The 14244-nt window shown below is 54.8% G+C and carries 13 protein-coding genes, 3 tRNA genes and 1 pseudogene; all 17 read right to left on the minus strand.

Annotation, left to right across the window (positions count from 1 at the left end):
• Positions 1 to 536 precede the first annotated feature (536 nt).
• A tRNA-Gly gene (locus ACIQ0R_RS05945) sits at positions 537 to 612 on the minus strand.
• Positions 613 to 622: 10 nt separating this feature from the next.
• A tRNA-Cys gene (locus ACIQ0R_RS05950) sits at positions 623 to 696 on the minus strand.
• A 122-nt stretch (positions 697 to 818) separates the two neighbouring features.
• Positions 819 to 894: transfer RNA gene (locus tag ACIQ0R_RS05955), tRNA-Gly, on the minus strand.
• A gap of 139 nt (positions 895 to 1033) precedes the next feature.
• A complete protein-coding gene (gene pgsA, locus ACIQ0R_RS05960; protein WP_395824890.1) occupies positions 1034 to 1639 on the minus strand; it encodes a CDP-diacylglycerol--glycerol-3-phosphate 3-phosphatidyltransferase in 606 nt (201 codons plus the stop codon).
• Between the two features lie 150 nt (positions 1640 to 1789).
• Positions 1790 to 3658, minus strand: coding sequence for an excinuclease ABC subunit UvrC (gene uvrC, locus ACIQ0R_RS05965; RefSeq protein WP_395824893.1), 1869 nt, complete (start codon positions 3656 to 3658; stop codon positions 1790 to 1792).
• Positions 3659 to 3677: 19 nt separating this feature from the next.
• Complete coding sequence (gene nagZ, locus ACIQ0R_RS05970; protein ID WP_395824896.1) at positions 3678 to 4742, minus strand: beta-N-acetylhexosaminidase; 1065 nt, start codon at positions 4740 to 4742, stop codon at positions 3678 to 3680.
• Positions 4739 to 5131, minus strand: coding sequence for a holo-ACP synthase (gene acpS / locus ACIQ0R_RS05975; protein WP_395824899.1), 393 nt, complete (start codon positions 5129 to 5131; stop codon positions 4739 to 4741). Before acpS ends, nagZ begins: the two co-directional genes overlap by 4 nt.
• A 14-nt stretch (positions 5132 to 5145) precedes the next feature.
• Positions 5146 to 5901 carry a pyridoxine 5'-phosphate synthase gene (pdxJ, locus tag ACIQ0R_RS05980; protein ID WP_395824902.1) on the minus strand — a complete coding sequence of 252 codons (756 nt, stop codon included), beginning with the start codon at positions 5899 to 5901 and terminating at the stop codon, positions 5146 to 5148.
• Positions 5902 to 5962: 61 nt separating this feature from the next.
• Positions 5963 to 7165, minus strand: coding sequence for a benzoate/H(+) symporter BenE family transporter (locus ACIQ0R_RS05985; RefSeq protein ID WP_395824905.1), 1203 nt, complete (start codon positions 7163 to 7165; stop codon positions 5963 to 5965).
• 72 nt (positions 7166 to 7237) lie between these two features.
• Positions 7238 to 8110 carry a DNA repair protein RecO gene (gene recO, locus ACIQ0R_RS05990; RefSeq protein ID WP_395824908.1) on the minus strand — a complete coding sequence of 291 codons (873 nt, stop codon included), beginning with the start codon at positions 8108 to 8110 and terminating at the stop codon, positions 7238 to 7240.
• A 10-nt stretch (positions 8111 to 8120) separates the two neighbouring features.
• A complete protein-coding gene (gene era / locus ACIQ0R_RS05995) occupies positions 8121 to 9047 on the minus strand; it encodes a GTPase Era (RefSeq protein WP_395824911.1) in 927 nt (308 codons plus the stop codon).
• Positions 9044 to 10015 (minus strand): ribonuclease III, encoded by a 972-nt coding sequence (gene rnc / locus ACIQ0R_RS06000; protein ID WP_395824914.1) that lies wholly within the window; start codon positions 10013 to 10015, stop codon positions 9044 to 9046. The genes era and rnc overlap by 4 nt, the downstream gene beginning before the upstream one ends.
• A gap of 42 nt (positions 10016 to 10057) precedes the next feature.
• Positions 10058 to 10375, minus strand: a complete 318-nt coding sequence (locus ACIQ0R_RS06005; protein WP_395824917.1) for a DUF4845 domain-containing protein — start codon at positions 10373 to 10375, stop codon at positions 10058 to 10060.
• Positions 10376 to 10449: 74 nt separating this feature from the next.
• The gene (lepB, locus tag ACIQ0R_RS06010; protein WP_395824920.1) at positions 10450 to 11367 is read right to left on the minus strand and encodes a signal peptidase I; all 918 of its coding nucleotides are present in this window, start codon (positions 11365 to 11367) and stop codon (positions 10450 to 10452) included.
• Positions 11364 to 13157, minus strand: coding sequence for a translation elongation factor 4 (gene lepA, locus ACIQ0R_RS06015; protein WP_395824923.1), 1794 nt, complete (start codon positions 13155 to 13157; stop codon positions 11364 to 11366). Before lepA ends, lepB begins: the two co-directional genes overlap by 4 nt.
• 464 nt (positions 13158 to 13621) lie before the next feature.
• The gene (locus ACIQ0R_RS06020; protein ID WP_395824926.1) at positions 13622 to 13993 is read right to left on the minus strand and encodes a glutaredoxin family protein; all 372 of its coding nucleotides are present in this window, start codon (positions 13991 to 13993) and stop codon (positions 13622 to 13624) included.
• 82 nt (positions 13994 to 14075) lie between these two features.
• A pseudogene (locus tag ACIQ0R_RS06025) lies at positions 14076 to 14244 on the minus strand (serine peptidase); the annotation flags it as partial.

Below are 14244 nucleotides of genomic sequence, written 5' to 3' on the forward strand. Positions count from 1 at the left end.
AAAAAGGAGTGCTTCAACACCAACTGTTTGATAGACTTATCCACAGCTACTAACTCAAAACGCAGCGACCAGCCCTGGGTCACATTTCGATCAGCAGGCTGGGTCAAGATTCAATCAGCGCCAACAATCTGCACAACCGAATGCCGTTCAGTCTTCACTGAACGGCATTTTTATTTGCTAAAACCGGCAAGGTGGGTAGAAAATCACGCCCATAAAAAACGACTCGCTCGCAATAGCGGGCAAGTCGTTGTATGTATCGAGGATAGTCCCGCTACGCTTCGAAGATGCGGTGAACAACCGCATCTGTTACCGATAAAGGAGAAGACTCCCGGAACCCAGTCCTATCTGGAAAGTGGCCCCGGCGAAAGGTGAATCTACTCTTGTATCGGTACTCGTAACGAGGTCGCGACGATGATGCAACTCCAGAAAAAACCATGCGCACAGCATACGCTGCGACAGCACATCAGGAGAAAATCAAGGCAGGATTTTTTACTGAAAGGGTAAGAAAGATTTCATCATCTTCCTTACCTGGAATGTGGAGCGGGAGAAGAGTCTCGAACTCTCGACCTCAACCTTGGCAAGGTTGCGCTCTACCAACTGAGCTACTCCCGCGTATGGAGTCTGGAGGCGGGGGTCGGGATCGAACCGGCGTAAACGGCTTTGCAGGCCGCTGCATAACCACTTTGCTACCCCGCCAGGGGTGTTATACCTACCGCAAAATCAAAGCAATACTGGCTAAACTATACTGTCAACCAACACGATCAGCTACTGACTTCACATAAAAAAAGGAAGCTTGTTCCAGCTTCCTTTTTTGAATCTGGAGCGGGAGAAGAGTCTCGAACTCTCGACCTCAACCTTGGCAAGGTTGCGCTCTACCAACTGAGCTACTCCCGCATGAGTTATTACCACACTTACTTCTGAAGTTTTTTTTTGCTTCATCAACTACAGAGACCACATTATGGTTGTTCCACAGACTTTGTCAACAATTTCAAAAACTATTTATCAAATATTTTTTGAACCACTGACTTTTACTTTACTGCTTGTTACTTTCTTTGGCTGCGGTGCTTTCTTTGATCAAAGGCCAGGCTTTACGTAAATAGTAAAACATCGACCAGACCGTCAACACTGCAGCAACCAGCAACAGCACCTGCCCCCAGAAACGGGTATCGACGCCTAACAGGTCGCCATGATACAACAACATTGGGATCGCCACCATCTGTGCAGTAGTTTTAATTTTTCCGATGGAGCTGACGGCCACCGATTTCGAAGCGCCGATCTGCGCCATCCACTCGCGCAACGCACTGATTGCGATCTCGCGGCCGATGATGACAAACGCAATGATCGGATCAACCCGCCCCAAATGCACCAGCACCAGCAAGGCGCCGGCGACCATCAGCTTGTCGGCGACCGGATCAAGGAAGGCACCAAATGCCGAGGTCTGATTCCAGCGTCGCGCCAGAAAGCCGTCAAACCAATCGGTCACTGCCGCCACAATAAATACAATCGTCGATGCCAAGCCTAATTGCAATGTCGAAAAACCGAGATGAGGAAAAATATCCGGAAGGTAGAAAACACCGACCACCAACGGAATCAAGGCAACCCGCAACCAGGTCAGTAAAATCGGAATATTAAATGGCATAAATAGTTTTATTGATAAGGAGCTAGCTGTCCGTCTGTTAATTATCTAGCAGTATGCCGCCATTGGAAAATAAAACCTGCAAAACCAGACTGCAGGAATGCAACACTCACCCGACACGTAACACCGAAACCGACCCGACCCGGCAGTGCATCAATGCAACTGCTTATAGATTTCCTCGGCCAGTTGCCGCGAAATCCCCTCAACCGAGGCGATATCCTCAATGCTGGCGTCGGCCACTCCGCGCAAGCCGCCAAAACGTGCAAGCAGCTTCTGACGACGCTTGGCACCGATACCTTCGATCTCTTCCAACCGTGAGCTTTGACGCGCCTTGGCGCGCTTGGCACGCATGCCGGTGATGGCGAAGCGGTGCGCCTCGTCGCGGATCTGTGCAATCAGCATCAGCGCCGCCGATTCCTTGCCCAGTTCGCGCGCGGCGCGGCCGTCAGCGAAAATCAACGTTTCCAGTCCGACCTTGCGTCCCTCGCCCTTGGCAACACCGACGATCAAGCTGATATCCAAACCCAGCTCCGCCAGCACCTGCCGCGCCATCTCGACCTGGCCCTTGCCGCCGTCGATCAGAACGATGTCAGGCATTACGCCGTCGCCATTGGCTACCCTCTCGTAACGCCGCATCAGCACCTGCCGCATCGCCGCATAATCGTCGCCGGGGGTAATGTCCTTGATGTTGTAACGGCGGTACTCGCCGTTTTGCATAGCGTGATGATGAAACACCACGCAGGAAGCCTGGGTTGCTTCGCCGGAGGTATGACTGATGTCGAAACACTCGACACGAAGATTCGCGATATCCTCGATTTCCAGCGCCAGCACATCGACCAGCGCACGCGTGCGCGCCTGTTGCGAACCCTGCTCCGAGAGCAGCCGCGCCAATGAAATCTCAGCGCCCTTATGTGTCATCTCCAGCCATTGGCGACGTTGTCCCTGTGGCTGAAACAGCAAATTGATACGATGCCCGCATTGCTCCATCAGCGCCAACATCAGGGCTGGTTCGTCGAACTCAATGTTCAGAATCAGAATAGCCGGAATGAAGGTGTCGATATAGTGCTGCGCCAGAAATGCCTTGAGCACAGCGAGCTCGATAGTTTCGCCAACCATCTCTTCCGGGCTGGACAATGCACCATCGACATGGCGCGGAAAATACGCGCGATCGCCCAGGTGACGGCCGCCGCGCACCATCGCCAAATTGACACAAGCACGACCGCCCTGGACGATTACGGCGATGATGTCGATATCGCTGTCGCCGGTGGTTTCCATGCTTTGCTGATGCAGCACCCGTGACAGTGCGGTGATCTGATTACGTACCACTGCCGCTTGCTCAAACTTCAATTCGGCGGCATAGGCATGCATCTTCCCCTCCAACGCACTGAGTACCTCAGTCTGCCGCCCGCGCAGAAATTTGGCGGCGTTGTCGACATCAACCAGATAATCGTCGTGGCTGATCAAGTTGACACATGGTGCGCTGCAACGCTGAATCTGGTGCAGTAGACAGGGTCGGGTGCGATTGGCAAATACACTGTCCTCGCAAGTGCGCAGCAAAAATACCTTCTGCAAAATCTGCATCGACTCCTTGACCGCCCAAGCATTTGGAAACGGGCCGAAGTACTGGCTCTTCTTATCAACCGCGCCGCGATAATACGCCATGCGCGGATATTCCTGATTGCTCAGCTTCAGGTAAGGATAGGATTTGTCATCGCGAAACAGGATGTTATAGCGGGGCTGCAGCGTCTTGATCAGGTTGCTTTCCAGGATCAGTGCCTCGGCCTCGCTGCGCGTTACGGTCGTCTCTAGCCGCGTGATACGTTCGACCATCATTGCGGTGCGCGGGCTGGCCAGATTTTTCTGGAAGTAGCTCGACACTCGCTTTTTCAGATCGCGCGCCTTGCCGACATATAAAATATTGTCGGCCGCATCGAAATAGCGATATACGCCAGGCAGATTCGGCAGCTTGGCGACGGTATCTAGCAACGCCCTCCGCGGATCTGGAATCTCTGCCTCGCTCATGACTCAGTGCCCTTGATCATTACAGCAATGCCTGCACCAGCGATTTGGCGCTCTGATAGCGGGCATCGGCTTGCAACGCGTCCCAATCCAATGCCGTCGTTTGCGGCAACAGCGTCGCCAGCCGCGCGGCAGAGGCAAGCGCCAGCGGATCATCGGCGGCAACCTGCAATCCGGCCAGCAGTTGATCGGCCTTGTCCGGCGAATTACAAATCAGCACCACATCGCAACCGGCCTGCAACGCCGCCTTCGCACCATCGAGCACTCCGCCGGCGGAACTGGCCGCCTCCATGCTCAAATCGTCACTAAAAATGACACCATTGAAGCCGATATCCTGGCGCAGAATGGTGAGCCATTTCTTGGAGAAACCCGCCGAGCGCTGGTCCACTTTAGAATAGATCACATGCGCCGGCATCACCGCTGCCAGGCTCATGCCAAGCCAGTCATACGGTTTGACATCTTCCTCCATGATCTGCGCCAGATTTCGCTCATCGACCGGAATCGAGTGATGCGAATCGCCCTCCACGTAACCATGCCCAGGAAAATGTTTACCGCAGTTGGCCATGCCGGCCAGCGCCAGGCCGTGATTGACGCTCTTGGCCAGCAGCGTGACGACACGAGGATCGCGATGGAAGGCACGCTCGCCAATCACCGTCGATCCCCCAAAATCAAGATCCAGCACCGGCGTAAACGACAGATCGACACCGCAGGCGCGCAACTCGCTGGCCAGCACGAATCCAAGTGCGGTGGCAGCTTTGCTTGCACCGAGCACATCGCGCTCCCAATATTGGCCGAGCACACGCATCGCCGGCAATCGCGTAAAGCCGTCGCTGCGGAAACGCTGCACGCGTCCGCCTTCATGATCGACCGCGATCAGAATACCGGGACGCGCAGCGTGAACCGCTGCGGTCAGCGCAGTCAGTTGCGCCCGATCCTGATAATTACGCGTGAATAGAATCACGCCGCCGGTCAGCGGATGCCGGATGCGGCGGATATCATCCGCGGTCAGGCTAGTCCCGACTACATCCAGCATGACCGGGCCAAGTGCATTCACACCAACAGCGCTGCCGCCTGCCACACTACTCATGATTTCTCCACTACGACAAAGGCGACCGCATAATCCACTTCATCGGTAATCGATACCTGGGCGGTCAAGCCGTTTTTTTTCATAAATTCTTCGAGCGCCTGATTGACGACCACAATCGGCCGGCCGCTCGGCGCATTCAAGGTTTGCATCGCGCGCCAGGTCATCGGCATCCTCATACCCAGCCCGAGCGCCTTGGAAAAAGCCTCCTTGGCGGCAAAGCGCGTCGCTAGAAAACGAATCCCGCGGGCTTCGACCCTGGACTTGCGCTGCAGGTATTTTTGCATCTCCTGCGGACCGAGTATCTTTCCCGCAAAACGATCGCCGTTACGCTGCAGCGCCGCTTCGATACGAGGAATCTGGATAATGTCAGTACCAATGCCGTAGATCATCGCAAGCCCTCTGTTTAAGCCAGACGCGCCTTCACCATCAACGCCTTGATTTCACTCACAGCCGCTTTCCAACCGACAAATACGGCATGCGCGACGACTGCATGGCCGATATTCAACTCGGTGATATCGGGAATCGCGGCGATAGCCTGGACATTGGTGTAATGCAAACCATGGCCGGCATTGACCTTAAGGCCGCGCCGCACTCCGTCCTGCACCGCGCGTTGTACACGTTCCAGCTCGGCGCGCTGGGTGGCCTCATCATGCGCCTCGGCATAGCGTCCGGTATGCAGCTCAATCACCGGGGCGCCGACTTCAGCCGCAGCCTGGATCTGATCTGCTTCGGGATCGATGAACAGGCTCACGCGTATTCCCTCGGCCTGCAGTTGCCGCACCGCCGCCTGCACCTCGGAGAAATACTTGACTACGTCAAGGCCGCCTTCAGTCGTCAGTTCATGGCGGCGCTCCGGCACAAGACAGGAGTCGTGCGGCTTGATTTTGCAGGAAAAATCGATCATCTCCTGAGTCACCGCCGCCTCCAGATTCATGCGCGTGCGCAGCAGCGGACGAATCGCCTCGACATCGGCATCGCGGATATGACGACGATCTTCACGCAGGTGCAAAGTGATGGCATCGGCACCCGCCTCTTCTGCCTGAAGTGCGGCTAGTATCGGGTCTGGATATGCGCTCCCACGGACATTGCGCAAGGTGGCGACGTGATCGATATTGATGCCGAGGTCGATGATCGACGATGTTGGATTGAGATAGCTCATCTTGGGATTGGGTGAGTAATGAAATTTTAATCGGAAGGAAATGCCGGGCTAATATGCCGGGCTAATTCTGGCGCGACGGCAAGACCGCTGCATTTGCATCGGCGGTCGGCGCGCGCCGCCAGTTGAGTACCAGGAATGCGAAAGCGCCCGCAATCAATCCCCAGAACGCAGCGCCGATACCAAACAGCGTAACACCGGAAGCGGTGACAAGGAATGTGATCAGGGCAGCCTCGCGCTGCTTGTCGTTGGCCATCGCGAGCGTGAGGCTGTTGGCGATGATACCAAACAACGCCAGGCCGGCGATAGCCAGCACCAACTCCTGCGGAACAGCCGCAAACATCGCGCCGGCGGTAGCACCGAACAGCCCCACCAGCAGATAGAACCCACCGGCAGCCACCGCCGCCCAGTAGCGCTTTCTCGGGTTTTCATGCGCTTCCTTGCCCATACAAATGGCGGCGGTAATCGCCGCCAGATTGAGCGAAAAACAACCGAACGGCGCCAGCACCAGGGTAGTCAGGCCGGTCCATGTGATCAGCGGAGAAATCGGCGTGTCGTAACCGGAGGCGCGAATTACCGCTGCGCCCGGTGCGTTCTGCGAGGCCATCGTGACCACGAACAACGGAATACCAACGCCAATCGTGGTCGCCCAGGAAAAACTCGGCATGGCAAACACCGGCAAGGCCCAGACAAAATGAAAATTTTCAACATGCAGCAAGCCCTTGACGTCGGCCAGCGCGGTACCCAGCGCCAACACGATGATGATTGCATAGCGCGGCAACCAACGCTTGCACAGCAGATAGCAGGCGAACATAGCAAACACCAACACGAACTGCGGTTTCATCGCGACAAACACGTTCATGCCGAAATGCGCCAGGATGCCGGCCAGCATGGCCGCCGCGATCGACAGTGGAATCTTGCCCATCGCCCGCTCAAACCAGCCGGTGAGGCCGCACAGGGTCACCAGTGCCGCCGCGAATACGAAAGCACCGATGGCATCCGACATCGGCACCCCAAACAGGCTGGTCACCAACAAGGCGGCCCCGGGCGTTGACCAGGCCGTCACCACAGGAGCACGGTAACGCAACGACAGGCCGATGCAGGTCAGGCCCATCCCCAATCCCAACGCCAGCATCCACGAACTGATTTGAGCCTGCGTGGCGCCGGCAGCCGATGCCGCTTGCAAGACAATAACGGCTGAACTTGTGATGCTGACCAATACCGTCACAAAACCGGCGACGACGCCGGACCAGGGGAAATTTTTCATCGTTGCATCATCGCTGTCGATTGTCTGTACGTTGCCATTTATCGACCAAACCAAGTCGCGTCATTAAACAGTCTACAATTGCATCAGGTCAATCAATATCTGACGCGTATTCAGCGGCGCTCCGCCCAGATGATATGCCAACAGGAAGCGCATCAGCACCTTGCTCTGGGCCTGTGTGACGACATCTCGATAATCTTCCCGCTCCATATCCAGCAAGGTCTTGCCACTGACACGCGGCCAGGAGTCGGCAGCGCGGGCCGCACGCGGGCCGCGCTCGGGATCGACCACATACATTTCGGCAGGTTCAACCGGCCGACGACTGCTGGTGCAGATGCTGAAATCTGCGGCCACGCCGGTCTGCCTAAGCAACGCTCTTTCGAACTGGCGCAACACGATTGGCGCCGGTTCCTGATGGGCCAACTGGTTAAGTGTGGCGACATAGTGATTGAACAAAGTTGCGTGCGGATCATCGCGGGCGACCAGCTTGACCAGCAACTCGTTCAGGTAAAAACCGCACAGCAGCGCCGATTTCTCCAGCGGCAGCAAACCACCAACCCACTCGGCGGCAATCAAGGTCCGGATTTCCGATTTGCCGCTCCAGCTCAGCGACAACGGCTGGAAGGTCTGCAACACGCCACGCAGCTTCGACATCGGGCGCTTGGCACCCTTGGCGACCAGCGCAATACGGCCGTAGTCTCGGGTAAAGACATCGACGATGAGGCTGGTTTCCCGATGCGGGTAACTATGCAGCACAAAGCCCGGTTGCGCGGTGACACAGGTATCTTTTTCAGGTGTGCGGATGCGCCGCTTGGGACTGCCGGCGGCGGGAGCAACAACGGCATCAAGATTGGCGTCGGAAAAAGCGATGACTTCCAGCGCCATCTCCTCGCCAACCGATGATTCGGCGGACTCTCCGGCAATAGCATCGGCGATGATCGCGTTCATGCTGATTAGCTTATTCGTAGCCGTATGCGCGTAATCCGGCTTCGTTATCGGCCCAGCCGGATTTCACTTTGACCCAGATTTCCAGATACACCGGTCCACCGAACAGACGTTCCATATCGAGCCGGGCCTGGGTAGAAATACCCTTCAGGCGGGCGCCCTTCTGGCCAATCACCATCGATTTGTGCGTATCGCGCTCCACCAGAATGGCCGCAAACACGCGGCGCAGATTGCCTTCCACCTCAAATTTTTCGATCAGAACCGTGCTGGTGTAAGGCAGCTCGTCGCCGACAAAGCGGAATACTTTCTCGCGCACGATCTCAGCGGCGAGAAATTTTTCGCTGCGGTCGGTGATGTCATCTTCGCCAAACATCGGCGGATTAGCCGGCAGATGCTTGCGAATCTCGCCCTGCAGATTATCCAGCTGGAAGCGTAGCTTGGCCGACACCGGCACCACTGCGGAGAAATCGCGCAACGCCGCAATCTTCTGAGCGAAAGGCAGCAGTACCGCCTTATCCTTGACCCGATCCGACTTATTGATAACAAGGATACAAGGTACATTGGACGGCAGCAGATCCATCACCTGCTGGTCGGCCGGCCCGAAAGTGCCGGCTTCGATGATGTACAGAATCACGTCAGCTGCCGTCAGCGTAGTAGTCACGGTGCGGTTCAGCGTCTTGTTGAGCGCGTTCGAATGACGCGTCTGAAAGCCCGGCGTATCGACATACACAAATTGTGTATCGGCGATGGTCTGAATACCAGTGATCCGGTGACGCGTGGTTTGCGCCTTGCGCGAAGTAATGCTGACCTTGGCGCCGATCAGCTCGTTCATCAAGGTTGACTTACCTACGTTCGGCCTGCCGACAATCGCGATATAGCCGCAACGAAAATCAGTTGCCGGCGATGCTGCCGTCGATGCCTGGGGTGTAGAGTCTGTCATGCGGTTTTCGATTTACTTGTAATAATAGGTGTTGCGATAGGTGTTGTCAGGGTTGCCGGGGTTGCTGAATTAGCCACGACAGCAGTTACCGGCAGGGATGCCACATCAGCCGACGACAGCGATACCGCGTTGGGTGCCTTGCCATTAGCTGCGGCTTTAGCAGATGCGGCAACCTTGGCAGCGAGCGGTTCGTCCAGCGGCGCGTCGGGCGCATCCGGCTGTATCGTCGCAATTCCGGTGAGCTTTAATTGGGCGGCACGTGGCTTGGCCTTACGCGCCGCTGCCGGAGCTTTCACAAACGCTTTCTGCACGGCTTCGAGCGCTAGTTTGGCAGCGGCCTGTTCGCCTGCACGACGGCTACCGCCGCTGCCGAACACTTGGATATCCAGTTTCGGCACCAGGCATTCGATTTCGAATTCCTGATTATGCGCAGCGCCATGCGTAGCCACCACATTGTATTGCGGCAAAGCGATTTTTTTTCCTTGCAAGTATTCCTGCAGCAGTGTCTTGGCATCCTTGCCAAGTGTTCTCAGATCAACGGCATCGAGAATAGGTATGTACAAAGCGCGAATAACATCGCGCGCAGCATCGAAACCGGCATCCAGGAAAATCGCGCCGAACAGCGCCTCCAGGGTATCGGCCAGGATAGACGGCCGCCGGAATCCGCCAGATTTCAACTCACCCTCGCCCAGCCGCAGGAACTGCGAAAGTTCCAGCCGTTGTGCAATTTCATACAACGATTGCTGCTTGACCAGATTCGCACGCACGCGCGACAGATCGCCTTCGTCGATCTTGGTATAACGGTCGAACAGTAATGAGGCAACAACGCAATTGAGAATCGAATCGCCGAGGAACTCCAATCGTTCGTTATGCAAGGTACTATGGCTGCGATGCGTCAAGGCCTGCTGCAGCAAAGTAGCATCCTTAAAAGTGTGGCCTAGCCGATTTTGCAATAACATGAGATCCATTTTTTCGTCGACGCTTACTGTAATGTCATCGTCCAATGGTGTTTAAGGGGTCTTCGCGGTACTACCCGCATAATTGATCAACAGGCTGACCGGTCCGACCAGCGGGATTTTCTTTTCATAGGCAAAGCTGATCTGAATATCGTCGCCATTCTTGGTGATATCCAGGTCTTTGCCAGAGATCGCATCGATATAACCTACCTCCGCTTGCCTGTTGAATGCATTCTGGATTTCCTGCACTGTCGTACCTGATGTCCGGGCGCTGGCAATCGCTTTCTTTATCGAGAGATACTCAATGGTTGTCGGCGTCACCTTCGCCGCAACCACACCGATGCATCCAAGAATGGCCAACCAGACGATCAAACCGAATAGTGTGATCCCTTGCTACTTCCGTGAACATCCGGAAATTCTTGTCATTCCCGACTCCCGCCTATGATTTATTTAAAAAAAGTCCCGATTCGTTTGAAATTACTCAAATTCATCCACACCAAAAATGCCTTTCCGACAATATTCGGATCCGGCACAAAACCCCAGTAACGGCTGTCTTCACTATTATCCCGATTATCCCCCATCATGAAATAATTGCCAGCCGGCACAGTGCAGGTAAACCCTTCCGGATCGTAGGAACAATCTTCTTTGTTAGGAAAATCCATTACACCTTCCAGCGCAATTGACGGCCTGCCACTGCGAACTGCAATCGTATGTTGCACATTTGACAGGTTTTCCGTAAATTGCTGTGAGTAATCCAGACTATCCTCATTCAGGTAATCTGGCAGCTGGGTATAAGAAAGCGCTTCGCCATTAATAGTTAAACGTTTGTTTTTATACGTTATTTTATCACCCGGCACACCAACCACCCGCTTGATGTAGTCCAACGATATATCCTTGGGATATTTGAAGACCATCACATCACCGCGCTGTGGGTTGTTCATATCGATGATTTTCTTATTGATGATCGGCAGCCGGATACCGTAAGTAAACTTATTCACCAGGATCAGATCCCCCACCAGCAGCGTAGGCACCATCGAACTGGATGGAATCTTGAACGGCTCGTAGAGGAACGAACGCAGAAAAAAAACCGTTGCAATAACAGGGAAAAAACTGCCCGAGTATTCGACCCAGGTAGGCTGGCGCAGCAGATTGGCCTCCAGTGCGGCGCGACCGCTCGCTTCCAGCCTGACGCCTTCAGCGCTCAACTTGGCGTTGCGCGCATCGAACTCGGCCAATGCGGCGGCGGCCTTGGCGCGCCGCTGCTTGCTCAGGTAGAGGCGATCCAGAAACCAGATGATTCCAGTAACGATCGTCAGGACAAACAGGATTAACGCGAAATTTCCCAGAATTGATTGCAATGTCATTTTTCATCCACTTGTAAGATTGCCAGGAATGCTTCTTGAGGTATCTCGACGGATCCCACCTGCTTCATCCGTTTTTTACCGGCCTTCTGCTTTTCCAGTAATTTACGCTTGCGGCTGATATCGCCACCGTAGCATTTGGCAAGCACGTTCTTGCGCAGCGCCTTGACGTTCTCGCGAGAGATAATATTGGCGCCAATGGCGGCCTGAATCGCAACGTCGAACATCTGGCGTGGAATCAGTTCACGCATCTTGGCCGCTACGGCACGGCCGCGATACTGGCTGTTGGCGCGGTGGACGATGATTGCCAAAGCATCGACTTTCTCACTATTGATCAGCATGTCGACCTTGACCACGTCAGCCGAACGATATTCCTTGAACTCGTAATCCATCGAAGCATAGCCGCGCGACGTCGATTTAAGCCGATCGAAGAAATCCAGAACTACTTCAGCCATCGGGATTTCATAGGTCAGCTTGACCTGCTTGCCGTGGTAGCTCATGTCGACCTGCTGGCCGCGCTTCTGAGTACAGAGCGCGATGACCGAGCCGACATACTCTTGCGGCATGTACAGGTTAACCGTCACGATAGGTTCGCGTACTTCCTCGATATTCGACGGGTCCGGCATCTTCGATGGATTATCGACCAGCAAAATGGTGCCATCGCGCTTCACAACCTCATAGATGACGGTTGGCGCAGTGGTGATGAGATCCATATCGAACTCGCGCTCGAGACGTTCCTGGACAATTTCCATATGCAGCAAACCGAGGAAACCGCAACGAAAACCGAAGCCCAGCGCCTGCGACACTTCTGGCTCGTATTGCAAAGCGGCGTCGTTCAGTTTGAGTTTTTCCAACGAGTCGCGCAGCGCATCGTACTGATTTGCCTCAACAGGAAACAGACCGGCAAAAACCTGCGGCTGCACTTCCTTAAAACCAGGCAAAGCTTCGGCTGCCGGCTTTGACGCCAAAGTGACCGTATCACCCACCTTGGCTGCCTTCAATTCCTTGATACCGGCGATGATGAAGCCCACCTGGCCGGCCGAGAGCGATTCGCGCGATTGCGATTTAGGCGTGAACACACCGACGCTTTCGGTCAAATACTGAGAACCGGTAGCCATCAGCAGGATCTTGTCTTTCGGACGCAGCGTACCGTTCTTGATACGTACCAGCATGACGACGCCGACATAATTATCGAACCAGGAGTCGACGATCAATGCCTGCAAAGGGGCATTCGGATCCCCCTTCGGCTGCGGCACCTTGACGATCAGCGACTCCAGCACTTCACGCACGCCGAGACCGGTCTTGGCAGAGCAATGCACCGCGTCGTGAGCATCGATGCCGATCACGTCTTCGATTTCGGCAATCGCGTTGTCGGGATCGGCGGAAGGCAAGTCAATCTTGTTTAGTACCGGCACCACTTCGACGCCAAGATCGAGTGCCGTATAGCAGTTGGCCACGGTCTGTGCTTCTACCCCTTGTGAGGCATCGACCACCAGCAGCGCACCTTCGCAAGCCGACAGTGAGCGGCTGACTTCATAGCTGAAATCAACGTGCCCAGGCGTATCGATCAAGTTCAGATTATAGATCTGGCCGTCCAGCGCCTTGTAAGTCAGGGCCGCGGTCTGGGCCTTGATGGTGATGCCACGCTCACGCTCGATATCCATCGAGTCGAGTACCTGCGCCTCCATCTCGCGGTCGGACAAACCGCCGCAAGACTGGATGACACGGTCCGCCAGGGTAGATTTACCGTGGTCGATGTGGGCGATGATGGAGAAGTTACGGATGCTATTCATTGACAGACGCGATTACAAAAAAAGCGCTCTGAGCCGGGCTCAGTGCAGTGCCTTGTACTTGTTGGCGCAAATAAAAACGATGGATTTTTGTTCCAGACTGTTAGCGCACCACAACGATAGCGAGCTATCGAAAGGATCCGCAACGACGTATGGGGCAAAAAGACGTGCTGTTATGTGCCGGCAAGTACGAAACATTGCACCTGCGTCCCAGGCGAGCGCCTTTTATGACAGGTTATTCAGTGCCGCCACTTTACCAGATTTCGGGTAGGAAAACCGACAAATCAAAAGCCTCTGATTTTCGGCGCAAGTATAGCAAGTAAAGCAAGATAACTACATAGCTAACTACATAGCTAATCGCATGGTCAACAACATACTCCGCCATGTATATCAAAAGACCGCTGACAACATGGGAGCAACAGACTTTTTTCCAATTTTTGCAGGGGTATGCGAAATTCACCGACATGTTATCTAACCCCACCATAACGAATGACGCGCCGAATGACGCGCCTACACCCCCCCGCTAAACTAGGGTCAACACCGCAGCAGTCGACCCACACTGCCAAAAACTCCCTCACGCGCTCAGGTGCCAGAAAATAATGGCAAAGCCGCAATGGCGCTCGACCATCCGCACAGCCGACCAAGACCGGCACCAGCTCGTCGTAGCGAGCAACCAGCTCGGCATCGGCGTCAACGTCAACGTCAACGTCAACAATATCCACAGTAATCCAATCGGCTCCGCGCTCATCGGCCGCCCGCAGGGCAAGCAACGCTTGCAGCATATCGTCGCAAAGATGACAATAAGAACGGCCATACAAAATAAAGTGGGGCTTCGCCATCGACACTCCCTTTGCAACCGCACAAAACAAAGAGCTGCAGACCTTGACGATCTGCAGCCCAGGACAACGGAATTTACCTGTCTCAGTTAGCTGGACGCAGCGGCACAAATTGCGACACTTCACCTCGCCGCACCAGCAACACCGCCATCTTCTTCGGCTCCAGCTTGGCTACCAGCGCATTGAATTGCTTGGCATCCTTAATATCGGTATTGTTCAAACGTTGGATCACATAGCCGGGAAGCAAACCAACC

The sequence above is a fragment of the Collimonas sp. genome (assembly GCF_044339385.1).
Classification (GTDB): domain Bacteria; phylum Pseudomonadota; class Gammaproteobacteria; order Burkholderiales; family Burkholderiaceae_D; genus Collimonas.